General features: G+C 68.6%; 24 protein-coding genes and 1 pseudogene. 16 read left to right on the top strand and 9 right to left on the bottom strand.

What is annotated here, in order from left to right:
- Window positions 1-20 precede the first annotated feature (20 nt).
- From BST17_RS03845 to BST17_RS03810, 8 genes are all read left to right on the top strand, one after another.
- Complete coding sequence (locus BST17_RS03845; RefSeq protein WP_083055594.1) at window positions 21-875, top strand: LLM class F420-dependent oxidoreductase; 855 nt, start codon at window positions 21-23, stop codon at window positions 873-875.
- Window positions 876-896: 21 nt separating this feature from the next.
- A complete protein-coding gene (locus BST17_RS03840; protein ID WP_083055593.1) occupies window positions 897-1,754 on the top strand; it encodes an LLM class F420-dependent oxidoreductase in 858 nt (285 codons plus the stop codon).
- Between the two features lie 103 nt (window positions 1,755-1,857).
- Window positions 1,858-2,853 (top strand): dTDP-glucose 4,6-dehydratase, encoded by a 996-nt coding sequence (gene rfbB, locus BST17_RS03835; RefSeq protein ID WP_083055592.1) that lies wholly within the window; start codon window positions 1,858-1,860, stop codon window positions 2,851-2,853.
- Entirely contained in the window at window positions 2,850-3,452 is a 603-nt protein-coding gene (rfbC, locus tag BST17_RS03830) for a dTDP-4-dehydrorhamnose 3,5-epimerase (RefSeq protein WP_083055591.1), read from the top strand. Before rfbB ends, rfbC begins: the two co-directional genes overlap by 4 nt.
- 84 nt (window positions 3,453-3,536) lie before the next feature.
- Window positions 3,537-5,057 (top strand): CoA-acylating methylmalonate-semialdehyde dehydrogenase, encoded by a 1,521-nt coding sequence (locus tag BST17_RS03825; protein ID WP_083055590.1) that lies wholly within the window; start codon window positions 3,537-3,539, stop codon window positions 5,055-5,057.
- 8 nt (window positions 5,058-5,065) lie between these two features.
- Window positions 5,066-6,244 (top strand): acyl-CoA dehydrogenase family protein, encoded by a 1,179-nt coding sequence (locus tag BST17_RS03820; protein ID WP_083055589.1) that lies wholly within the window; start codon window positions 5,066-5,068, stop codon window positions 6,242-6,244.
- 17 nt (window positions 6,245-6,261) lie between these two features.
- Window positions 6,262-7,149, top strand: coding sequence for a 3-hydroxyisobutyrate dehydrogenase (gene mmsB, locus BST17_RS03815; protein ID WP_083055588.1), 888 nt, complete (start codon window positions 6,262-6,264; stop codon window positions 7,147-7,149).
- A 139-nt stretch (window positions 7,150-7,288) separates the two neighbouring features.
- Entirely contained in the window at window positions 7,289-7,765 is a 477-nt protein-coding gene (locus BST17_RS03810; protein ID WP_083055587.1) for a hypothetical protein, read from the top strand.
- Between the two features lie 37 nt (window positions 7,766-7,802).
- On the opposite strand, the gene BST17_RS03805 is transcribed toward BST17_RS03810, so the two are convergent.
- The gene (locus BST17_RS03805) at window positions 7,803-8,612 is read right to left on the bottom strand and encodes an HAD family hydrolase (RefSeq protein WP_234807518.1); all 810 of its coding nucleotides are present in this window, start codon (window positions 8,610-8,612) and stop codon (window positions 7,803-7,805) included.
- A gap of 104 nt (window positions 8,613-8,716) precedes the next feature.
- Here BST17_RS03805 and BST17_RS03800 point away from each other — a divergent pair, with 104 nt between their 5' ends.
- On the top strand, window positions 8,717-9,379 hold the full coding sequence (locus tag BST17_RS03800) for a response regulator (RefSeq protein WP_083055586.1): 663 nt from the start codon (window positions 8,717-8,719) through the stop codon (window positions 9,377-9,379).
- Window positions 9,376-10,611 (top strand): GAF domain-containing sensor histidine kinase, encoded by a 1,236-nt coding sequence (locus BST17_RS03795; RefSeq protein WP_083055585.1) that lies wholly within the window; start codon window positions 9,376-9,378, stop codon window positions 10,609-10,611. The genes BST17_RS03800 and BST17_RS03795 overlap by 4 nt, the downstream gene beginning before the upstream one ends.
- 23 nt (window positions 10,612-10,634) lie before the next feature.
- On the opposite strand, the gene BST17_RS03790 is transcribed toward BST17_RS03795, so the two are convergent.
- The 3 genes from BST17_RS03790 to BST17_RS03780 form a co-directional block, all read right to left on the bottom strand.
- Window positions 10,635-11,138 (bottom strand): MarR family transcriptional regulator, encoded by a 504-nt coding sequence (locus tag BST17_RS03790; RefSeq protein ID WP_083055584.1) that lies wholly within the window; start codon window positions 11,136-11,138, stop codon window positions 10,635-10,637.
- Between the two features lie 63 nt (window positions 11,139-11,201).
- Window positions 11,202-11,912, bottom strand: coding sequence for an anti-sigma factor family protein (locus BST17_RS03785; protein ID WP_083055583.1), 711 nt, complete (start codon window positions 11,910-11,912; stop codon window positions 11,202-11,204).
- Complete coding sequence (locus BST17_RS03780) at window positions 11,909-12,436, bottom strand: sigma-70 family RNA polymerase sigma factor (protein WP_083055582.1); 528 nt, start codon at window positions 12,434-12,436, stop codon at window positions 11,909-11,911. Before BST17_RS03780 ends, BST17_RS03785 begins: the two co-directional genes overlap by 4 nt.
- Before the next feature lie 168 nt (window positions 12,437-12,604).
- Here BST17_RS03780 and BST17_RS03775 point away from each other — a divergent pair, with 168 nt between their 5' ends.
- Genes BST17_RS03775 through BST17_RS03765 form a run of 3 tightly spaced genes read left to right on the top strand, consistent with a single transcriptional unit; the run spans window position 12,605 to window position 15,665 of the window.
- Window positions 12,605-13,414 carry an alpha/beta fold hydrolase gene (locus tag BST17_RS03775; protein WP_083055581.1) on the top strand — a complete coding sequence of 270 codons (810 nt, stop codon included), beginning with the start codon at window positions 12,605-12,607 and terminating at the stop codon, window positions 13,412-13,414.
- A 34-nt stretch (window positions 13,415-13,448) separates the two neighbouring features.
- Complete coding sequence (locus tag BST17_RS03770) at window positions 13,449-14,972, top strand: GMC family oxidoreductase (protein ID WP_234807517.1); 1,524 nt, start codon at window positions 13,449-13,451, stop codon at window positions 14,970-14,972.
- A 39-nt stretch (window positions 14,973-15,011) separates the two neighbouring features.
- Window positions 15,012-15,665 carry a GntR family transcriptional regulator gene (locus tag BST17_RS03765; RefSeq protein WP_083055579.1) on the top strand — a complete coding sequence of 218 codons (654 nt, stop codon included), beginning with the start codon at window positions 15,012-15,014 and terminating at the stop codon, window positions 15,663-15,665.
- A gap of 2 nt (window positions 15,666-15,667) precedes the next feature.
- On the opposite strand, the gene map is transcribed toward BST17_RS03765, so the two are convergent.
- From map to BST17_RS03745, 4 genes and pseudogenes are all read right to left on the bottom strand, one after another.
- On the bottom strand, window positions 15,668-16,462 hold the full coding sequence (gene map, locus BST17_RS03760) for a type I methionyl aminopeptidase (RefSeq protein ID WP_083055578.1): 795 nt from the start codon (window positions 16,460-16,462) through the stop codon (window positions 15,668-15,670).
- A 5-nt stretch (window positions 16,463-16,467) separates the two neighbouring features.
- Window positions 16,468-17,013 carry an adenylate kinase gene (locus BST17_RS03755; protein WP_083055577.1) on the bottom strand — a complete coding sequence of 182 codons (546 nt, stop codon included), beginning with the start codon at window positions 17,011-17,013 and terminating at the stop codon, window positions 16,468-16,470.
- A 13-nt stretch (window positions 17,014-17,026) separates the two neighbouring features.
- Window positions 17,027-18,355 carry a preprotein translocase subunit SecY gene (gene secY / locus BST17_RS03750; RefSeq protein WP_083055576.1) on the bottom strand — a complete coding sequence of 443 codons (1,329 nt, stop codon included), beginning with the start codon at window positions 18,353-18,355 and terminating at the stop codon, window positions 17,027-17,029.
- A 187-nt stretch (window positions 18,356-18,542) separates the two neighbouring features.
- Window positions 18,543-18,938, bottom strand: a pseudogene (locus BST17_RS03745) (sensor domain-containing protein); the annotation flags it as partial.
- Window positions 18,939-19,054: 116 nt separating this feature from the next.
- Here BST17_RS03745 and BST17_RS03740 point away from each other — a divergent pair.
- Genes BST17_RS03740 through BST17_RS03730 form a run of 3 tightly spaced genes read left to right on the top strand, consistent with a single transcriptional unit; the run spans window position 19,055 to window position 21,905 of the window.
- Window positions 19,055-19,978, top strand: a complete 924-nt coding sequence (locus tag BST17_RS03740; RefSeq protein ID WP_083055574.1) for a class I SAM-dependent methyltransferase — start codon at window positions 19,055-19,057, stop codon at window positions 19,976-19,978.
- A 2-nt stretch (window positions 19,979-19,980) separates the two neighbouring features.
- Window positions 19,981-20,994 (top strand): SAM-dependent methyltransferase, encoded by a 1,014-nt coding sequence (locus BST17_RS03735; protein ID WP_083055573.1) that lies wholly within the window; start codon window positions 19,981-19,983, stop codon window positions 20,992-20,994.
- Complete coding sequence (locus BST17_RS03730) at window positions 20,994-21,905, top strand: class I SAM-dependent methyltransferase (RefSeq protein WP_083055572.1); 912 nt, start codon at window positions 20,994-20,996, stop codon at window positions 21,903-21,905. The genes BST17_RS03735 and BST17_RS03730 overlap by 1 nt, the downstream gene beginning before the upstream one ends.
- On the opposite strand, the gene BST17_RS03725 is transcribed toward BST17_RS03730, so the two are convergent.
- Entirely contained in the window at window positions 21,886-23,262 is a 1,377-nt protein-coding gene (locus tag BST17_RS03725) for an MFS transporter (protein ID WP_234807516.1), read from the bottom strand. The genes BST17_RS03730 and BST17_RS03725 overlap by 20 nt on opposite strands.
- Window positions 23,263-23,323: the final 61 nt, after the last annotated feature.

Below are 23,323 nucleotides of genomic sequence, written 5' to 3'. Positions count from 1 at the left end.
GGCGGGAGGTTGACCCGGTCATGGCTCACACTTCCCATCCGGATCTCGGTCGTTTCGGCGTATTCGGCCACTACTCGCAGTGGCAGCAGCTCCCGGCACAGCAGCTCAAGGACATCGAGGCGCTGGGTTACGGCGCCATCTGGGCCGGCGGCTCTCCCCCGGCCGAGCTGGAGTGGATCGATCCGATCCTGGGCGCGACGGAGAAGCTGCAGCTCGCCACCGGCATCGTCAACATCTGGACCGCGGCGGCCGGACCCACCGCCGAGTCCTTCCACCGGATCGAGAAGGCCTTCCCGGGCCGGTTCCTGCTCGGCATCGGCGTCGGCCATCCGGAGGCGCACACCGAATACAAGAAGCCCTACGACGCGCTCAAGGACTACCTCGACGAGCTCGCCCGGCACGGTGTACCGGCCGAGCGCGTGGTCGTCGCCGCGCTGGGTCCGCAGGTGCTCAAGCTCGCAGCCCGGCGCAGCGCCGGTGCGCACCCGTATCTCACCACCCCCGAACACACCGCCCAGGCGCGCGAGCTGATCGGACCCGACGCCTTCCTGGCCCCCGAGCACAAGGTCGTGCTGACGACCGACGCCGACAAGGCCCGCGCGACAGGCCGGGCAGCGCTGGAGGTCTATCTGAATCTGGCGAACTACCTGAACAACTGGAAACGGCTCGGCTTCACCGATGCCGATGTCGCCAAGCCCGGTGGCGACGCGCTGGTCGACGCCGTTGTCGCCTACGGCAGCACCGAGGCCATCGCGGCGCGGCTCACCGAGCACCTGGATGCCGGCGCCAACCATGTTCCGGTTCAGGTGTTGACGGGTACAGACAGGCTGCTGCCCGCGCTCACCGAGTTGGCCGGCCCGCTGGGTCTGAACTGATACGAAAAGGACGGATACGCCATGACCGATGCCGTGACCCTCAAGCCCGATCTCGGCCGCTACGGCGTCTGGACGTTCGGGGCCCCCACACCCGAGCAGGCCGCCGAGATCGAGAAGCTCGGCTACGGCGCAGTGTGGATCGGCGGCTCACCCAAGGGTGATCTCAACTATGTCGAGCCGTTGTTGGAGGCCACCGAGACCCTGCAGGTCGCCACCGGCATCATCAACGTCTGGCAGGCCGATGCCGGCGAGGTCGCCGAGTCCTATCACCGGGTGGAGAAGGCGTATCCGGGCCGCTTCCTGCTCGGTGTGGGCATCGGCCATCCCGAACACACCGAGGAGTACCGCAAACCCTATGACGTCCTGGTCGAATACCTCGACGCCCTGGACGCGGCGCACGTACCGACCAGCCGGCGGGTGGTCGCCGCACTCGGCCCGAAGGTGCTCAAGCTGGCGGCGGCCCGCAGTGCGGGCGCCCATCCCTACCTGACCACTCCGCAGCACACCGGTCAGGCCCACAACCTGATCGGGAAGACGGTGTTCCTGGCTCCCGAGCACAAGGTCGTGCTCAGCACCGACGTCGACGAGGCCCGCGAGGTGGGCCGCGGGGCGGTCGGCTTCTATCTCGATCTCAGCAATTACCTGAACAACTGGCGCAGGCTCGGCTTCACCGAGGACGATATCGCCAAGCCGGGTAGCGACCGGTTGATCGACGCGGTGGTGGCACACGGGACGGCCGATGCCGTCGCGGCGCGGCTGCACCAGCATCTGGACGCCGGGGCCGATCACGTGGCCATCCAGGTCCTCGGTGGCTGGGACAAGCTGGTGCCCACGCTCACCGAGCTGGCCGGCCCGCTCGGCCTGCAAAACCAGAACTGAACCCTTCCGGCGAGCGTGCGCGTCTGCACCTCGACACGCCGGGCTCGGAACAGACAACTCGCACACTCGCGGGCCACGTGGAGACGGCGACTAGGGTCGAGCCATGCGCGTATTGGTCACCGGCGGGGCGGGATTCATCGGCGCCAACTTCGTCCATCTGACGCTGCGCGAGAGGCCGGAAACCCAGGTGACCGTGCTGGATGCGCTGACCTACGCCGGTAGCCGGGAGTCGCTGGCACCGGTCGCCGATCAGGTCCGGGTCATCGAGGGTGACATCACCGATGGCGCGCTGGTGACCGACCTGGTCGGTGCCGCCGACGCGGTGGTGCATTTCGCCGCCGAGACCCATGTCGACAACGGGCTGGCCGATCCGACGCCGTTCGTGCGATCCAATGTCGTGGGCACCTTCACGGTCCTGGAAGCGGTTCGCCACCACGGCACCCGGTTGCATCACGTGTCGACCGACGAGGTGTACGGCGATCTGCCGCTCGATGGCGCCCAGCGGTTCACCGCGGCCACCCCCTACAACCCGTCGAGCCCCTACTCCTCGACCAAGGCGGCGGCCGATCTGCTGGTGCGCGCCTGGGTCCGGTCCTACCGGGTGCCCGCCACGATCTCCAACTGCTCCAACAACTATGGGCCCTATCAGCACGTCGAGAAGTTCATCCCGCGCCAGATCACCAACATCCTGACGGGCCGGCGCGCCAAGCTCTACGGCACCGGCGCCAACGTACGCGACTGGATCCACGTCGACGACCACAATGCGGCGGTCTGGCGCATCCTCGACGACGGGCGGATCGGACAGACCTACCTGATCGGCGCGGATGGGGAGCGCGACAACCTGACCGTGCTCCGGACGCTGCTCGCACTGATGGGCCGCGACGCCGACGATTTCGACCACGTGACCGACCGCGCCGGGCACGATCTGCGCTATGCCATCGACGCGTCGGCGTTGCGCGACGAACTGGGCTGGGCGCCCGGCCACACCGACTTCGAGGCCGGCCTGCGGGCCACGATCGACTGGTACCGCGACAACGAATCCTGGTGGGGTCCTTTGAAAGCAGACGTCGAAGCGCGTTATTCGGAGCGCGGGCAGTGACGGCGCGGGAACTGTCGGTGCCCGGGGCATGGGAGATCACCCCGACGGTGCACGCCGATGCACGCGGCGCGTTCTTCGAGTGGTTCACCGACCGGTCGTTCCACGAAATGACCGGCCACCGCTTCGAATTGCACCAGGCCAACTGCTCGGTGTCGGCGGCCGGGGTGCTACGCGGTGTGCACTTCGCCGATCTGCCACCGAGCCAGGCCAAGTACGTCACCTGTCTGCGCGGCGCGGTCTACGACGTGGTGGTCGACATCCGCGTCGGCTCCCCCACCTTCGGGCAGTGGGACGGCGTGCTGCTCGACGACCGGCAGCGCCGCTCCGTGTACCTGTCCGAGGGTTTGGGCCACGCTTTTCTTGCGCTGGAGGATGATTCGACGGTCATGTATCTGTGCTCGGCGGGCTATTCGCCCGAGCGGGAGCACACGATCTCGCCGACCTCGGTGGGCATCGACTGGCCTCTGGAGCACCGGCTGATCCTGTCCGAACGGGACGCCGCGGCACCCACGCTGACCGAAGCACAGGCATCAGGCCTGTTGCCGTCCTGGGCGGAAACCCAGGCCTTCGTCGAGCACTTGCGCGCCCGGCTGCGCTGAACCGCCCCCGCCCCTTGCGTCCGACCCGACCCATTACTAGGATATCCAAGTATCTCGGATCACACCGCACACTGGACGGATGTCATGACCACACAGATTCAGCACTTCATCGACGGCAAGCGCAGCAACCTCGCCTCGACCCGCACCGCCGATGTCCTCAACCCCAGCACCGGTGAGGTGCAGGCCCAGGTCCTACTGGCGAGCAAGGCCGACGTGGACACCGCCGTCGCCTCCGCCGTGCAGGCCCAACGGGAGTGGGCCGCCTGGAATCCGCAGCGCCGCGCGCGCGTGATGATGAAGTTCATCGACCTGGTCAACCAGAACGTCGACGAACTGGCCGAACTGCTCAGTCTGGAACACGGCAAGACCGTCGCCGACTCGCGCGGCGACATCCAGCGCGGCGTCGAGGTCATCGAGTTCGCGATCGGTATCCCCCACCTGCTCAAGGGCGAGTTCACCGAGGGCGCCGGCGGCGGCATCGACGTCTACTCGATCCGCCAGCCGCTCGGCGTCGTCGCCGGCATCACCCCGTTCAACTTCCCGGCCATGATCCCGCTGTGGAAGGCCGGCCCGGCACTGGCCTGCGGCAACGCCTTCATCCTGAAGCCCTCCGAGCGCGATCCGTCGGTGCCGGTGCGCCTTGCCGAACTGTTCCTCGAAGCCGGCCTACCCGCCGGTGTCTTCCAGGTCGTCCACGGCGACAAGGAGGCCGTCGACGCCATCCTGACCCATCCCGACATCCAGGCCGTCGGCTTCGTCGGCTCCTCGGACATCGCGCAGTACATCTACTCCACCGCCGCCGCCAACGGTAAGCGCAGCCAGTGCTTCGGCGGCGCCAAGAACCACATGATCGTGATGCCCGACGCCGACCTCGATCAGGCCGTCGACGCCCTGATCGGGGCGGGCTACGGCAGCGCCGGTGAGCGCTGCATGGCCATCAGCGTCGCCGTCCCGGTCGGCGAGGAGACCGCAAATCGGTTGCGCAACAGGCTGGTCGAGCGCGTCAACCAGTTGCGGGTCGGGCACAGCCTGGATCCCAAGGCCGACTACGGGCCGCTGGTCACCGGCGCCGCGCTGGAGCGGGTGCGCGACTACATCGGCCAGGGCGTCGAGGCCGGCGCCGACCTGGTGGTCGACGGCCGCGAGCGCGCCACCGACGAGCTGAGTTTCGGTGATCAGGATCTGTCGAAGGGCTACTTCATCGGCCCGACCCTGTTCGACCACGTCACCACCGACATGTCGATCTACACCGACGAGATCTTCGGTCCGGTGCTGTGCATCGTGCGCGCCGAGGACTACGAAGAGGCACTACGGCTGCCGACCGAACACGAGTACGGCAACGGGGTCGCGATCTTCACCCGCGACGGCGATGCCGCCCGCGACTTCGTGTCCCGGGTACAGGTCGGCATGGTCGGCGTCAACGTGCCGATCCCGGTTCCGGTGGCCTACCACACCTTCGGCGGCTGGAAGCGCTCCGGCTTCGGCGATCTCAATCAGCACGGACCGGCCTCGATCCAGTTCTACACCAAGGTCAAGACCGTCACCGAACGCTGGCCGTCGGGCATCAAGGATGGCGCCGAGTTCGTCATCCCCACGATGCAGTAGCGCCGACGATGTCGATGTTCGAACTGGACGACGACGAACGCGTGATCGCCGAGACGGCGTCCGCGTTCGCCACCAAACGCCTTGCGCCACGTGCCTTGGAGTGGGACGAAACCAAGCACTTCCCCACCGATGTGCTGCGCGAGGCGGCCGAACTGGGCATGGCGGCCATCTACTGCGGTGAGGATGTCGGCGGCAGCGGCCTGCGCCGCATCGACGCCGTGCGCATCTTCGAGGAACTGTCCGCCGCCGACCCGGCGCTGGCCTCGTTCATCTCGATCCACAACATGTGCGCCTGGATGGTCGACACCTACGGCAATCTCGAGCAACGCAAGACCTGGGTGCCCAGGCTGGCCACCATGGAGACCATCGCCAGCTACTGCCTGACCGAACCGGGCGCCGGTTCGGACGCATCGGCGTTGCGCACCAAGGCGGTTCGCGACGGCTCAGGATCAGACGCAGGCTGGGTGCTCGACGGTGTCAAACAGTTCATCTCCGGCGCCGGGGTCTCCGACGTCTATCTGGTGATGGCCCGGACCGGCGCGGACGGACCGAAGGGAATCTCGGCGTTCCTGGTCGAGAAAGACACACCTGGGCTCAGTTTCGGCGCCAACGAGGCCAAGATGGGCTGGAACACCCAGCCGACGGCGCAGGTCATCCTGGAGCAGGTGCGCGTGCCCGCCGATGCGCTGCTCGGTGGACCCGAGGGTGAGGGCACCGGTTTCGGCATCGCCATGAACGGCCTCAACGGCGGGCGCATCAACATCGCCGCCTGCTCACTCGGCGGTGCCCGCACCGCCCATCAGAAGGCGGCCGGCTACGTCCGGGACCGGCAGGCCTTCGGCGGCGCGCTGATCGACGAACCCACCATCCGGTTCACCCTCGCCGACATGGCCACCGCGCTGGAAACCTCACGGATCATGCTGTGGCGCGCGGCATCCGCGCTGGATTCCGGCGCCGCCGACAAGGTCGAACTGTGCGCGATGGCCAAGCGTTACGTCACCGACTCGTGCTTCGAGGTCGCCGACGCCGCCCTGCAACTGCACGGCGGTTACGGCTACCTCAAGGAGTACGGCCTGGAGAAGATCGTGCGGGATCTGCGGGTGCACCGAATCCTGGAGGGCACCAACGAAATCATGCGGGTGGTCATCGGCCGGGCGGAAGCCGCCCGGGCCCGGGCCGCCGGATAAGGAAGGTCGAGGGCCGAATGAGCAATGAGACAACCACCGTCGCTTTTCTCGGGCTGGGCAACATGGGCGGACCGATGGCGGCCAACCTGGTGTCCGGTGGATTCACCGTGCACGGTTTCGACCCGGTCGCCGACCTGCGGGATGCCGCTGCCGACAAGGGCATCACGACGTTCGACACCGGCGCGGCAGCGGTCGCCGAGGCCGATGTCGTGATCACCTCGCTGCCCAACGGCGCCATCGTCAAGGCCGTCTACGCCGAGGTGCTGCCGGCGGCCAAGGCCGGTGCGCTGTTCATCGACACCTCCACCATCTCCGTCGACGACGCCCGCGAGATCCATCGACAGGCCCTCGACGCCGGCTTCGCCCAGCTCGACGCGCCGGTCTCCGGTGGCATCAAGGGTGCCGCGGCGGGCACGCTGGCCTTCATGGTCGGCGGCGAGGATGACGCCTTCACCAGGGCCACGGCGGTGCTGGATCCGATGGCGGGCAAGGTCATCCACTGCGGCGGCGCAGGCGCGGGCCAGGCCGCCAAGGTATGCAACAACATGGTCCTGGCGGTGCAGCAGATCGCCGTCGGCGAGGCCTTCGTGCTCGCCGAGAAGCTGGGACTGGACAAGCAGAAGTTGTTCGACGTGATCACCGGGGCGACGGGCAACTGCTGGGCCGTGAGCACCAATTGCCCGGTGCCCGGCCCTGTTCCGACCTCGCCGGCCAACAACGACTTCAAGCCCGGCTTTGCGACTGCCCTGATGAACAAGGACCTCGGTCTGGCCATGGCGGCGGTCGAATCCACCGGTTCGAATGCCCCGCTGGGCACGCACGCCGCACAGATCTACGCCGACTTCAACGCCGAGCACAGCGGGCTGGACTTCAGCGCCGTCATCGAGGCGCTGCGCCAGGGTTAGCGCGGTCACCCGCAGAACGCCGGCGGCCTGATCGGCGTCGGCGAACACCAATCTCGGCGGATCACCACAGCCTGTTCGCAGGTTCGAGGGTGACCGTGGACTCCAGGTCGGGAAAACCTGATCCCCTTGGGAGTTCGAGATGAGTGTGACAAAACTCCTCACCGCGGTCGGCGTCGCCGGAGCCATCGGCCTGACGGCCATCGGCGCCGGCTCCGGCGTGGCCGATGCCGCGCCGGGACCGAATTGCGGTCCGCCCGCGGCGCATTGCGGTCCGCCGGCACCACCGCCGGGAAGCTCCGGCCCGCCCGCACCTCGGCAGGGTCCGGGCGGGCCACCGCCCGGACAGTGGCGCGGCCCCGGCGGTCCCGATGGCGGGCCCCCGCCCGGCGACCCGCACTGGCACGGGCAGCGGCCGCCGTGGGGCGACGGTCCCGCGCCCTGGGGCTTCGGGCCACCTCCTCCACCGCCGCGGCCGTGGGGATTCGGGCCGCCACCGCCACCATGGGCACCGCCCCCGCCGCCCTTCGAGTACTGGGGCCAGACCGTCACCCCGGTATTCGACGCCGACTTCGGTCAATGGGGCTTCTGGTTCTTCGGCATCTGGGTGGCGCTGTGACGACCGGTGCAGGTCTGCCGGATCGGCGCGGCCGGTCTCAGGCCGCCGCCGGGGTGTGCGCGTCCCACCACTGGGTGTGCAGCCGCCGGCACTGCGACAACCGCAGTGCGCCCGCGGCGCCGGCGTAGTCGGCGCGCACCGCGACCGCCGCGTGCGGCCCGGAGTGTTCGGCATCGGCGTCGATGAGGACGGTGGCCAGCCCGGCGGTGTCGGCCGCACGCAGACCGCGAACCGAGCCGACCACGGCCAGCGCGTCCCGCGGGCCGATGCCCAACTCGGCGAGCGCATGCCGGAACAGGGCGGTCCCGTCCGGCGGCACCCCGATGTCGTCGGCGGTCACCACGGCCTCGACCAGCCCGGCCCCGACGAGCTGGTGCACCAGCGGCTGGGCCCACCGCCGCCGCCCGTCGGTGACGACGCAGATCGGCACGTCGGCGACGAAGGCATCGGTGATCAGGTCGCACAGCCCGGCGCGCGGCGGCAGGCCGGCATCCAGGATCATCTCGTCGAACATCATGTCCTTGGTCGCGCAGATCTCGTCGACGAGCAGGTCGACCAGCACGTCGCATTCGGTCCCGACGCAGTGCTTGCGCAGTTCGGCGGCCACCCGCAGCCGCTCGTCGGGCAGCGCCAGCAGTCGGCGGTACCGTTCCACACTCCAGTGCAGCGGCAGGTTCAGCGCGGCGAAGGCCGCGTTGAACACCGCGCGGTAGCCGTCGAAGCGCAGGTCGGTCAGCGCGTCGAGATCAAAGATCACCGCGCGCAGCGGATCGGTGTTGCGGAACAGGTACGTCGCCGTCGCTGCGCTCGGCTCGGTACAGCCGGTCTTCTCGTCTGTCGCGGTCACCGGACAAGAGTGGCCCAGCTCACATTCGCGGCGCGTCCCCCGCAAGGGGGATTGGGCAGGCCAAGTTGGGCCTGCCGGCCCGCCGCCGGCTCTATGGTGGGGCCATGGCGCCGTCCAGCCCGATGCGCCTTGTGCTGGTCGACGACCACGAGATGGTCATCGAGGGTCTCAAGGCGATGCTCACCAGCTTCGAGGACCGCGTGCAGGTGGTGGGTCAGGCCGTCGGCGCCGAGCGGGCTCTGACCGTGGTGGCCGACCTGGACCCCGACATCGTCCTGTGCGATGTGCGCATGCAGGGATCCAGCGGGCTCGATCTCTGCCTGGCGCTGCGCGAACGCGACCCGGACCGCAAGGTGGTCATGCTGTCGGTCTACGAGGATGAGCAGTACCTGTTCCAGGCCTTGCGGGTCGGTGCGTCGGGCTACCTGCTCAAGAGCATCAGCAGCGATGAGCTGGTGCGTCAGCTGGAACTGGCCCGCCGCGGCGAGACGGCCATCGACCCGGGACTGGCGGCCCGCGCCGCCGACACGGCCGCCCGGCTGCAGCGCGACGAGTTCTGGCCGGGTGCCCGGCAGGGCCTGACCCAGCGTGAGAGCGAGATCCTGTCCTTCGTGGTCAGCGGGCTGTCCAATCGCGGGATCGCCGCCAAGCTGGTGATCGGCGAGGAAACCGTCAAGACCCACCTGAGCTCCATCTACCGCAAGCTCGGGGTCGGTGACCGCACCGGCGCGGTGGCCACCGCCCTGCGCGAGGGCATCTACCGATGACCAGTCCCGTGCTGACCGCCGATCGCGAGCTCGCCCTGCTGCGTGAGCTCATCCAGGCGACTTCCAGCGGCCCCGGGGTGGAACCGCTGGCCGCGGCGGCGGCCCGGATGATCACCGACGCGACCGCCACCGACGTCTGTTTCGTCCACGTCCTCGACGACACCGAACGCTCGCTCACCCTGACCGGTGCCACCCCACCCTTCGACAGCGAGGTCGGCAAGATCCGGCTCCCGCTGGGCCGCGGCATCTCGGGCTGGGTGGCCAGCAACCGGGAGGCGGTGGTGATCAGCCACGACAAGGAGTCCGACCCGCGGTACCTGCCGTTCGAGTCGCTGCGGGGTTCGGACTTCACCTCGATGGTCTCGGTGCCGATGCAGACCGATCCGGGCGGCCTGGTCGGGGTGCTCAACGTGCACACCGTGCGCCGCCGCGAGTTCACCGGCCGCGATGTGGAACTGCTGCTGGTGATCGGCCGGTTGATCGCCGGAGCGCTGCACCAGGCGCGCCTGCATCGACAGCTGGTGGCCCGCGAACGCGCGCACGAGAACTTCGTCGAGCAGGTCATCGAGGCCCAGGAGATGGAACGGCGCCGACTGGCCGGCGATATCCACGACGGCATCTCGCAGCGCCTGGTGACGCTGTCCTACTGGCTCGATGCCGCCGGCCGCGCGGTGGCCGACAATCCCGCCACGGCAGCCGAACAGCTGGCCAAGGCCCGCGAACTCGCCGACCTGACCCTGCAGGAGGCCAGGGCCGCGATCAGTGGCCTGCGCCCGCCGGTGCTCGACGACCTGGGCCTGGCCGGCGGGCTGGCCAGTCTGGCGCGCTCGATCCCTCAGCTCGAGCTCGAGGTCGACCTCGCCGATCAACGGCTACCCGACCACATCGAGCTGGCGCTGTACCGGATCGCCCAGGAATGCCTGCAGAACGTCGTCAAGCACGCCCGCGCCACCCGCGCGGGGCTGGCGTTCTCGGTGGACGACGAGCAGGCCCGCCTCGAGATCACCGACGACGGAATCGGTTTCGACACCTTCGAGCATCCCCTCGGGGGCGACGAGATGGGCGGCTACGGCCTGCTCTCGATGGCCGAGCGGGCCGAGATCGTCGGCGGCCGGTTGCACATCCGGTCCCGGCCGGGCTCCGGTACCACCGTGACCGCGAGCATCCCGATCCCGGCCGCCGACACGACGGGTTGTGGCGAGAAATCCGGCCGACCGCGCCAAGAACCGTAGTCTCGGCGCATCCGGACGGCGCCCTAGAAATCTCCGGAGTGCCTGCGCAGCGCCTCGATGGCCGCGGCCAGCGAGCGCGACTGGTCGTCGGCGATGCCGATATCGGCGAACACATCCTTGTTCAACGTCTCCGTGGCGTCCTCGACCGTCGAGCGCCCCAGATCGGTCAGCCGGACCAGGGTGGTGCGGCCGTCGGTCGGGTGCGGCAGCCGCTCCACCAGGCCGTCACTCTCCAGCCGTCGGATGGCGTGCGTGACGCTGGTGACGTGCACCTGCAGCCGGTCCGATGCCTTGGTGATGGGCAGTTCCCCGTTCCGGCTGAAGGCCAGCAGACGCAGCAACTCGAACCGGGAGAAGCTCAGATCGTAGGGGCGCAGCGCGGTCTCCACCCGGGCCAGCAGGATCTGGTGGGCCCGCATCACCGATGTCACCGCCACCATCCCGTCGGCGACATCGCCCCAGCCGGCGCGCTCCCAGTTGGCGCGCGCCAGCGCGATCGGGTCACGTTCGGCCGGGTGTGGGGGCATCGGTCTTTCTTACCTGCTCGGCGGGAGTGGGCACAAAAGCTACCGTCCATGCCGGCGCACCGGTCACAGCGCCCTGTCCAGCAGTACCGTGCCGTCATCGACCGAAACCAGTTGCACGGAGGCGATTTCGGATGGCCGCAGCGGCGTGTTCCCGCTGGGCAGAGCGGTTGCGCCCGACAGTCCCAGCCAGGTGGCGATCTGGGTGCGGCTGCCGTCACGCCCGACAACCACCATGCCGAGATTCTGCGGCGGGGCGTCGCGCTGCCCCCAGTCGCCGTAGCTGCACGCCATGTCGATCCGGGTGCCCCAGCTGTATCCGGACACCGCGATGCCGGCGTTGATGGGCGTCTGGGCGACCTTGACCATTTCCAGCATCGCCGGCTGTTGGCCCGACCCCGGTTGCAGGCCAACGGTTTCCGGTCGGATGACGGCCACCAGGGCGAAGACCAGCAGCGCGGCCACCAGTCCGAGGGCAGCGGTGGCCAGCCGGCGCGACCGACGACGCCGCGCCCGCACCCGACCGACGATCTGATCGCGCAGCTCCGGTCGCGGCATCGGTTCGGTGTCCAGCGACTGCACCTCCGCGGGGTCCAACTTCCCGAGCAGGGCCGGCATCCCGGTCAGCTCACCGACGGCGGCCCGGCAGTGCACGCAACCGGTCAGGTGGGCCTCGAACTCCCGGCGTTCGGCCGGCGAGAGCGCACCGAGGATGTAGGCGGCGTCCCAGCTGATGTAGGGGTCGTGATCACCTGCGGGCACATCGAACTCGGTCACCGGGTCACCCCCATCTCCTGCAGTGTGAGGCGCAGTGCCCGCACCGCATAGTGCAGCCTCGATTTGACCGTGCCCTCCGCGATACCGAGGTCAGAAGCGATCTGCGCGGTACTCCAACCTTGGTAGTAGGCCCGCCGGATGACCGCGCGATGATCCTGCGACAGGGCTGCCAGCGCGGTGCTGATCAGTAGTCGGTCCAGCGCGGTGTCGGCTTCGTCGAGACCGTCGAGGGCACGGGCGCCGTCGGCGACATGTTCGGGGTCGGGGGTACCGGTCTCGTGTCGCGCCCGCGCGCTGCGCCGCTCGTCGATGACGAGATTGCGCGCCACGGTGAACAACCATGCGCGCGCCGATCTGCCGGGGTCGGCGCCCACTTCCGGGTGCCTCCACGCGCGCAGCAACGTCTCCTGCACGACGTCCTCGGCGCGGGCGGCATCGCCGGTCAGCCGCAGCGCGTACCGCCACAGCGGCCCGGCGTGCTCGTCGTAGAGCATCCGCATGATCGCGGCCTCCGGATCGTCCACTCCCAACCTCCGCCCAGAACACGACGCCGGTGGTGACCGGGTTCAACCTACGGCCTGACCCGCCGTCGAGCGGCCGACCGAACCGGGATCCGCTCGACGGGGAACAGATCGGCTCCCTAAAGCGATATCCAATATATTGCATTTCTCCACCCACCCGAAGGAACCCTCGTGAACACCCGAACCGCCCTCGCCGCCACCGCCCTCGCCGCTGCCGCATCCCTGACCGCCGGCTGCACGGGCGCGGCTGCAACACCGCCCGACCCCGCCCCGCGTCCCACCGTCGTCCTGGTGCACGGCGCCTTCGCCGACTCGTCGAGCTGGAATGGCGTCATCGCCGAGCTCGGCCGCGACGGCTACCCGGTCATCGCCGCAGCCAACCCGCTGCGCGGTCTGCACGACGACGCCGCCTACCTGCGCAGCGTCCTGGACCGGGTGGACGGTCCGGTGATCCTGGCCGGCCACTCCTACGGCGGCTCGGTGATCAGTGCGGCCGCCGACGGCGACACCGACGTCAAGGCCCTGGTGTACATCGCGAGTTTCATCCTCGACGTCGGGGAGAGCACCGCTGAGCTGGCCGCCAGATTCCCCGGCGCCGAACTCGGCCCGGCCCTGGACACCGTGCCCTATCCGCTGCCCGACGGGGGCTCGGCCGATGAGCTGTACATCAAGCAGGACCGGTTCGCCGACGTGTTCGCCGCCGATGTGCCCGCCGACACCGCCACCCTGATGGCCGCCACCCAACGGCCCATCACCGCCGCGGCGCTTGCCGACCGCGCCACCGCGACGGCGTGGAAGCAGATTCCGTCGTGGAACCTGATCACCACCGAGGACCTGGCCATCCCCGCCGAATCGATGCGGTTCATGGGTCAGCGCGCCGACGCGCACAGCGTCGAGATCGACGCCTCGCACGCCGTCACCGTCTCGCACCCCGATGTCGTCGCCGACCTCATCGACCAGGCCGCCACCGCCACCGCCTGACACCCACCCCGACACCGCAGAAAGAGGGATCCACGTGACCCACTACGACCATGTCGTGATCGGCGCCGGCTCGGCGGGCTGTGTCCTCGCCGCGCGACTGTCCGAGGACCCGGACATCACCGTGCTGCTGCTGGAATCCGGCTCGCCGGATACGTTGCCCGCGATCGCCGAACCGCCCGCCTGGCCGACCCTGTGGGGCAGCCCGGTCGACTACGCCTACCACACCGTCGCCCAACCGGGAACCGAAGGGCTGTCGCACAACTGGCCGCGGGGTAACACCCTCGGCGGTAGCGGCAGCATCAACGCCATGGTGCATCTGCGTGGTCACCCGAACGACTTCGACCGTTGGGCGCAGGCTGGTTGTGCGGGTTGGGATCACGACTCCGTGCTGCCCTACTTCCGCCGAATGGAGACGGTCCCCGGCGGGGACCCGCGCTACCGCGGCACCGACGGGCCGATGACCCCCGGGCCGGCCGCGCGCGATGCGTCCAATGCGTTGTCACAGGTCTTCCTCGACGGAGCACAGCAAGCGGGTTTCGCGCTGACCGACGACTTCCACGGGTCGCGGCCTGAGGGTGCGGGCTGGCATGACCTGGCGATCTCCGGCGGACGACGGCAGAGCACCGCATCGGCATACCTGCATCCGGTGCGCCACCGACCCAACCTCACGATCGCCACCGGGTCCCGCGCCCACACCCTGCTGTTCGACGGGACACGGTGCACGGGTGTCGAATTCGTCAAGGACGGTCAGCTCACCCGGGCGTACGCCGACGCCGAGGTGATCCTCAGCGCCGGGGCGATCGACACGCCTCGACTGCTGCTGTTGTCCGGGGTAGGTCCGGCCGGCGAGCTGGCGGCCGCCGGCGTGCCCGTCCGCCACGACCTACCGGGGGTGGGGCGAAACCTGCACGACCACCCACTCTGCGCCGTGGTGTACGAGGCTCGCCGGCAGATACCGGCCGGACGCACCAATCACGCCGAGGTGTCGATGCTGTGGCGCAGCAGTCCCGCGCTGCCCGGACCGGACATGCAGCTGATGTTCATCCATGTCCCGTTCCATCCCCCGCACCTGACCGCGCCGGCGAACAGTTTCACCATCGGCGTCGCGGTCGTCCCGCAGGCTCGTGGAACGATCCGGCTGGCGGGGCCGGATCCGTCGACCGCCCCGCTGATCGACCCGAACTACCTGGGCACCGAATCCGATGTGCAGCGGTTGATCCACGGGGTGGGGATGGCGCGTGAGATCGCCGCCACCCCCGCCTTCGACCCCTGGCGCGGCCGCGAGGTGCTGCCCGGCGTGGGGAGCACCGACGATGCGGCGCTACGCCGCCACGTCGCCCGCGCCACCAGTACCTACTACCACCCGGTCGGCAGCGCCGCGATGGGTACCGGCGCCGACGCCGTCGTCGGTCCGGACCTGATGGTGCACGGCCTGACCGGTCTGCGGGTGGCCGACGCATCGGTGATGCCGACGATCGTGTCGGTGAACACGAACGCCGCGACCATCATGATCGCCGAGAAGGCGGCCGACCTGATCCGCGCGGGACGGGGCCGGTGACGGCGGGCAGACATCGGGTCCCGACATAGGATCGCAGGCATGCCGGTACCGGGTGAACAGGGCAAACACAAAAGGTCGCTGCTGCGCGAGCAGGCCTACCTGTCGCTGCGGGACGCCATCGTCAACGGCACGCTCGCACCCGGGGAGAAATTGCGGGATCCCGAGCTGGAACGCTGGCTCGGGATCAGCCGCACCCCCATCCGGGAGGCGATCGCCCGGTTGGAGACCGCCGGTCTGGTGCAGACGATGCCGGGGCGGTCGACCGTCGTGTCGAGTATCGACCGCAAGGCCGCGCTCGACGCGCAGGCGGTCGCGGCGGCCATGCATGCGCTGGCGGTACGGCTCGCGGTCCCGAAGATGACCGAGGCCGACATCACCGCCATGGTGGCGGCGAACGAGGAGTTCGCCGCCGCGCTCAGCGCGGGTGACCCGGCGGCGGCCATGCGCGCCGACGCCCGATTCCACAAAGTGGCGGTCGAGGTGAGCCAGAACCACGCCATCGGTGTGGCGCTGGAGTCGGTGACCCCGGTACTGCGCCGGCTGGAATATCAGCGCTTCTCGTCGCTGTCCGGGCGCCAGTCGATCAGCCAACACCAGCAGATCATCGAATTCTGCCGAGCCGGGGACGCCGAGGCGGCCGCCGCGGCGACTCAGCGGAATTGGGAGACCCTGAGCGCGCTGGACACCGACTGACGCTAAAGCGTCAGGATGCGCGGTCCGTCGGCGGTGACGGCCACGGTGTGCTCCCAGTGCGCCGCGCGCGACCCGTCGGTGGTGACGACGGTCCAGTCGTCGTCGAGGATCTTGGTGTTGGTGGTGCCGAGCGTGAGCATCGGTTCGATCGCGAGCACCGACCCGATTTCCAGGTAGGGGCCGCGACCCGGTGATCCCTCGTTCGGCAGGAACGGGTCCATGTGCATCTGCCGGCCGATCGCATGACCGCCGTAGCCGGCCACGATGCCGTACGTGCGGTTGTCGCGGGCTTCAGCGGTATGCGTACCGGTCTCGATGGCGTGCGAGACGTCGGTCAGCCGGTTACCCGGGACCATCGCCGCAATCCCCGCCTCCATCGAGAAGCGGGTGGCCGCGGACAGCTTCTCGTCGGCCTCGATCAGCGGACCCACGCCGAAGGTGACGGCCGAATCCCCGTGCCAGTCGTCGAGGATGGCGCCGCAGTCGATGGAGACCAGATCGCCGGCGGCCAGGATCTCGGCATCGGACGGGATGCCGTGCACCACGCGATCGTTGACCGAGGCGCAGACGGTGGCCGGGAAGCCGTGATAGCCCAGGAAAGACGGGACACCGCCGCCGTCGCGGATCACCGATTCGGCGATCCGGTCCAACTCGCCGGTGGACACCCCGGGCGCCGCGGCCTGCTGGACGGCCCGCAACGCCGCCGCGACCAGGGCACCGGCGGCAGCCATCGCGTCCAGTTCCCCTGGACTGCGTTGCGGGACGACCTTGCGTCGCAGACCCGGTACAGAGATCACGGCAGTTACTTGCCGAGGGCGGCCAGCGCCCGGTCGAACACCTCGTCGAGGCTGCCGACGGCGTCGACGGTCTTCAGCTCATCGGCGTAGTAGTCCAGCAGCGGCGCGGTCTCGTCGCGGTACACCTTGAACCGGTTGCGGATGACGTCCTCGGTGTCGTCGGCGCGGCCGCGACCCTTCAGGCGCGAGACCAGCTCTTCCTCGGGCACCCGGAACTCCACCACCGCGTCGAGCTTCAGGCCGCGCTTGGCCAGCATCTCCTTGAGCGCCTCTGCCTGCTCCACCGAGCGGGGGAAGCCGTCGAGGATGAAGCCGCCGGCCGCGTCATCGTGGTCGATGCGGTCGTCGACGAGCGCATTGGTCAGCGTGGCGGGCACCAGGTCGCCGGCGTCGAGGTAGCGCTTGGCCTCCACCCCGAGCGGGGTGCCGTTGCTGATGTTGTGGCGGAACAGGTCGCCGGTCGAGATCTGCGGGACGCCGAGTTGGGCGGCGAGCTTCTCGGCTTGCGTTCCTTTTCCGGCACCGGGAGGACCGAGCAGAACAATTCTCAACTTTTCGAACCTCTCACTTCAAGAAACCTTCGTAGTTGCGCTGCATCAGCTGGCTCTCGATCTGCTTCACGGTGTCCAGACCCACGCCGATCATGATCAGCACCGCGACGCCGCCGAAGGGCAGGTTCTGCAGCGTGGCACCACCGCTGCCGGCCTGCAGGACCACGTTCGGCAGCACGGCGATGACACCGAGGTAGATCGAGCCCGGCAGGGTGATCCGGCTGAGCACGTAGCGCAGGTAGTCGGCGGTCGGTTTACCCGGACGGATGCCCGGGATGAAGCCGCCGAACTTCTTCATCTCGTCGGCACGTTCCTCGGGATTGAACGTGATCGACACATAGAAGTACGTGAAGAAGATGATCAGACCGAAGTAGACCGCGATGTGGGTGATGCTGGTCGGATTCGACAGGTGGTTGGCGACGAACGAACTCCACCATCCGGTGCCCGGATTGGACCGTCCGCTGTCGATGAGCTGGGTGATCAGCTGCGGGATGTAGATCAGCGAGGACGCGAAGATGACGGGGATGACGCCGGCCTGGTTGACCTTCAGCGGCAGGTAGGTCGAGGTGCCGCCGTACATCCGGCGGCCGACCATGCGCTTGGCGTACTGGACCGGGATGCGGCGCTGTCCCTGCTCGACGAAGACGACACCGACCAGGATGGCCAGCGCGCCGATGCAGACGAAGGTGAAGATCAGGCCGCCGCGGGCGTCGAGGATCATCTTGCCCTCGGACGGGATGCGGGCCGCGATGCCGGCGAAGATCAGCAGCGACATGCCGTTGCCGATGCCGCGCTCGGTCACCAGCTCGCCCATCCACATGACCAGGGCGGCGCCCGCGGTCATGACCAGGACGATGACGACCAGGCCCCAGATCGAGGAGTCGTCGATGATCTCCAGCGAGCAGCCCTGCAGCAGGGCGCCGTTGGCGGCCATCGCCACGATGCTGGTGGCCTGCAGGATCGCCAGCGCGATCGACAGGTACCGGGTGTACTGCGTCATCTTGGCCTGACCGGCCTGGCCTTCTTTACGCAACTGTTCGAAACGCGGGATGACCACGGTGAGCAGCTGCACGATGATGCTCGCGGTGATGTACGGCATGACGCCGACGGCGAAGATCGACAGCTGCAGCAGCGCTCCACCGGAGAACAGGTTGATCAGCGAGTAGATCTGCGCGGAGTCACCGCCGGAGACCTGCTCGATGCACTGCTGGACGTTCGGGTAGTTCACGCCCGGGGACGGAACGGCCGCGCCGACGCGGTACAGCACGACAAGTCCCAGGGTGAAAAGGATCTTCTTCCTGAGGTCGGCAGTCCGCAGCGACGAGATGAAAGCCGAAAGCACTCTTCCTCCTGCGCAGCCGGCTTCAGTACGCGGCGTGCCGATGGGGCTGGTCGGTACCAGCGTCTGGTTAAAGTCTCACGCCACCTAGCAGCAGGTTTGCAACCTGCCTAGTCGCGCGTCAAACAGTCTACGAGACTAACAGCCCGACCCTGATCGTCCGCCATCGGTCGCGGCGGCCGCGCACGCCTCAGCCGGCAAGCTTCGCGGTGATCTGTTCGGCGATGTCGGTGGCCGCGGTCACCGGTTGCTGCCGCGCCGGCTCGCAGGCCTGGATGTCCAGGACGATGTTCACCGCGACCGACAGGACCCGCTGGCATGATCTCGCCTGGCCGCCGGCACCCCTGGTGTAGGGCATCGCCAGGGCGGTGTCGGTCTGCTGCAGGTCACCGCTGACCCACCTGGGCAGCTGCCGGTCGTTGACCCGGACGTTGACCGTGTGATCGGTGCACTTCGACCACCGGCGTGCCGAGTCGTCGAAGAATGCGCGTGCGGCATCGGCGGTGGGATAGGACACCACCGCCTGCACCACGAGGTTGTCCCAGTCATCGGTGTCGGGAACCCGCAGCAGCTGCCGACGGACCGACGTGTAGCGGCTGGGGTCGGACCTGGACTTTCAGGAATAGCGCGTACATTCGTAGGCGTTCATTACATCAGCTAATTAATTTGGCACACACGCTCACGAAACGAGGAGACATCCCCATGGCACGCACTGACGGAGACACCTGGGATCTGGCGTCCAGCGTCGGCGCCACCGCGACGATGGTCGCCGCGGCCCGCGCGATGGCATCCGCGGCCCCCTCCCCCGTGATCGACGACCCGTTCGCCGCCCCGCTGGTCCGGGCGGTGGGCGTGGACTTCTTCACCAAGCTGGTCGACGGTGAGATCACCGAGGCCGAACTCGGTGGCGATCCTCAGATGAACATCGCCCGGTTCGCCGACGGCATGGCCGCCCGCACCCGCTTCTTCGACGATTTCTACTCCGACGCCGCCGGAGCGGGCGTGCGCCAAGCGGTGATCCTGGCCGCCGGGCTGGATGCGCGCGCCTACCGGCTCTCCTGGCCCGCCGGCACCGTGGTGTACGAGGTTGACCAGCCCGAGGTGATCGAGTTCAAGACCACAACCCTGGCCGATCTGGGCGCCCAGCCGACGGCAGACCGTCGCACCGTCGCCGTCGATCTGCGTGATGACTGGGTCGGTGCCCTGAAGGCAGCCGGTTTCGATCCCTCCGCACCGACAGCCTGGATTGCCGAGGGGCTGTTCGGCTACCTACCGCCCGAGGCGCAGGACCGACTGCTCGAAGTCATCACCGAGAACAGCGCCCCGGGCAGCCGCATCGCCGCAGAAGCCGTACCCGCCATCGCCGATCTCGACCAGGAGGCGGCGCGTGAGCGCATGCAGGCGGTCCGTGATCAATGGGCCGACCATGGATTCGACCTGGACTTCAGCGAGCTGGTCTACCTCGGCGAGCGCACCGACGCCACCACCCACCTCATCGAACTGGGCTGGGAGACCTCGGCGATCCCGACCAACGGCCTGCTGGAGCGCTACGGCCTGTCCACGCTGCCCGAGGACGCCCAATTCGGGCAGGTCTCCTACATCACCGCGCTCAAGCAGAAAGGCTGACGGTGGCTCGCTCCGAGGGAGACACGTGGGACCTGGCCAGCAGCGTCGGCGCGACGGCGACATCGGTCGCAGCGTCGCGGGCGCTGGCCAGTCGCGGCCCGAACCCGCTCATTCATGACCCCTATGCCGCCGCTTTGGTCGAGGCCGTCGGCCTGCCGCACTTCGTGCGGGTGGCCAACGGTGAACTCGGCGACCAGGCCGATCCGTTGTTCGGCGCCGATCAGATGCGTGAGCACATCGCGGTGCGGACCCGGTTCTTCGACGACTTCTTCGCCGCCGCTGTCGGAGACAGCGATCCAGCCCCTGCTGTCGGAGACAGCGATCCAGCCCCCGTTGTCGGAGACAGCGATCCAGCCCCCGCTGTCGCAGGCGGCGTCCGTCAGGCCGTCATCCTGGCCTCGGGGCTGGACACCCGGGCCTACCGGCTCGACTGGCCCGACGACACGGTGGTCTTCGAGATCGACCAGCCCGCCGTGATCGATTTCAAGACCCGGGTGCTCGCCGAGGCCGGCGCCGAACTGCGCATCGATCGCCGCACCGTCGGCATCGACCTGCGTGAGGACTGGCCGGCGGCGTTGCGGGAGGCGGGCTTCGACCCATCGGCGCCGACCGCCTGGATCGCCGAGGGCCTGTTGATCTACCTGCCGCCCGAGGCGCAGGACCGGTTGCTCGACGACATCACCGCGCTCAGTGCACCGGGTAGCTCGCTGGCCACCGAGCACATGGACGCCAAGGCCCTCACCGGGGACTGGGCCAAGGAGCTCAGCGAACGGGGCCGCCGCTACGGCAGCGATATCGACCTCAATGCGTTGTTCTACAACGGTCCCCGCACCCCGGCCGGCGACCATCTGCGTGCCGCGGGCTGGCAGGTGACGGTGTTGTCCAACGACCAGGCGTACGCCGCCAACGGCTTCGAGCGCCCCAACGACCGGTTGGTGGCAATGGTCGGCGACTCCGGATATCTGCAGGCCACCTGGCGCGGGCACAGCGGCGAGGAAGATCGTAGGCTGGCGTGATGGCACGCGCAGACGGCGACAGCTGGGATCTTGCATCGAGTGTGGGGGCGACAGCGACCATGGTGGCCGCCGGCCGCGCCATCGCCTCCAGATCCGAACATCCGTTGATCGATGATCCGTTCGCCGCCGATCTGGTACGCGCAGTGGGCATCCCGGCCTTCACCATGATGGTCGACGGCACCGTGGATCTCGCCGCCATCGCACCGGAGGCCGCCGGCCAGGTCCAGTCGAACATCGACGAGATGGCCGTGCGCACGAAGTTCTTCGACGACTACTTCCTGGCTGCCGGCACCCAGGGCGTGCGGCAGGCCGTCATCCTGGCGGCCGGGCTGGACGCCCGTGCCTACCGGCTGCCCTGGGCGGACGGCACCGTCGTCTATGAAGTGGATCAGCCCGAGGTGATCGACTTCAAGACGCGCACGCTGGCCGGCCTCGGTGCCGAGCCGACCGCACAGCGGCGCACCGTTCCGGTGGATCTGCGCGATGACTGGCCGGCGGCGATGCGTGCGGCCGGCCTGAATCCGGGCGAGCCGACCGCGTGGTGCGCCGAGGGCCTGCTGATCTATCTGCCACCGGAGGCGCAGGACCGGCTGTTCGACAACATCCATGCGCTCAGTGCGCCGGGGAGCACGGTGGCCACCGAATTCGTGCCCGGCATGCGGGATTTCGATCCCGAGAAGGCCCGCACCGCTGCGGAGACATTCAGCAAGCTCGGCCTGCAGATGGACATGCCCTCGCTGATCTACCACGGCGAGCGAACCTCGGCCGCGGATTATCTGAGCGCGAAGGGTTGGCAGATGACCGGCGTGCCACGCACCGAGTTGTTCACCGAATATGGCCTCGCCACACCCGATTTCGGCGACCGCGATGTGCTCGGGGAGATCGTCTACATCAGCGGTCGGCTGAGCTGACCCGGTAATCCACCGGCGGCGGCGCTGCGGGCGTTCCCGGGGTCACCGTGCCGTCGATCGGACACCGGGCGGTCTCCGGGATACCGGCCAACGCCACCGCGCCGACGATGCATGCCGCCATCATGTAGTACGCCGGGATCAGGTTGTCACCGGTCGCGCCCACCAGCCACTCGTTGACCGCCGGCGCCGTGCCACCGAAGATCGACGTCGACACGTTGTACGCGATGGCGAACCCGGCGAAGCGCACCTGCGTCGGGAACATCGCCGGGAAGGTCGCCGAGATCGTCGCCAGCTGGGGCACGTAGAGCAGACCAAGCACCGCGAAACCGATGATGGCCCCGGCCGGTCCGGTGCCCATCAGCATGAACATCGGCACACCGGCGACGAAGAGGCCGATCAGCGAGAACCACCAGAGCGGCTTGCGGCCCCACCGATCGGATAACGTGCCTGCGATCGGCAGGAAGACCATCATCGAGAGCATCCCGATGATGGGCACGACCAATGACACGTTCGACGACAAGCCGATGGTGCCCTCCAGATACGTGGGCATGTAGGTCAGCAGCGTGTAGTTGGCGACATTGAGCGCCACCACAAGACCACCGAGCCGCAGGATCGGCCGCCAGTAGTTGACGATCAGATCCCGGAACTGTGTCGTCGTATCCGTTGTGTCTCCGGCGGTTTCCGCCGAGTCGGCCAGCTCCTGGAACACGGGGGTCTCGGCCAGCCGCGACCGGAGATACATGCCGATCAGGCCGAGTGGGGCGGCGACCAGGAATGGCAGCCGCCACCCCCACGAACCCATCTGATCATCGGTGAGCAACAGCGAGCAACCCAGCATCAGCGATGCACCGAGTGAGAATCCGGCCAGCGTGCCGAACTCCAGGAAGCTGCCGAGGAACCCGCGTCGGCGCGACGGCGCGTACTCCGCCATGAAGGTCGCCGCGCCACCGTACTCACCGCCGGTGGAGAAGCCCTGGACCATCCGCAACAGCACCACCAACACCGGAGCCCACATTCCGATCACGGCGTAGGACGGCACCAGGCCCACCCCGAGCGTCGCACCCGCCATCAGCAGGATCGTGAGCGCCAGAACCTGTTTGCGCCCGATCCGGTCGCCGAGCGGCCCCCAGATCAGGCCTCCGAGCGGTCGAACCAGGAAGGAAACCGCAAAGGTCATCAGCGCCAACAGCGTCGCACTCTGGGTGTCCCCGGGAAAGATGGCCGCCGAGATGTAGCTGACCCCGAAAGCGTAGACACCATAGTCGAACCACTCGGTCGCGTTACCGATCGCCGAGGCCGCCACCGCACGTTTGACCACGGCGGGGTGCGCATCGGTGGCCCGGGCGGATGCGGCCACAGAACTCACCTCTTTCGCGGGCACACCGCGTACGCCTTCTACGCACCGCTCGGCGTACCAC

The sequence above is a fragment of the Mycolicibacterium bacteremicum genome (assembly GCF_002086115.1).
GTDB classification, from domain to species: domain Bacteria; phylum Actinomycetota; class Actinomycetes; order Mycobacteriales; family Mycobacteriaceae; genus Mycobacterium; species Mycobacterium bacteremicum.
The sequence above is the reverse complement of the archived record's forward strand: the minus strand, read 5'-3'. Positions and strand labels throughout refer to the sequence as shown.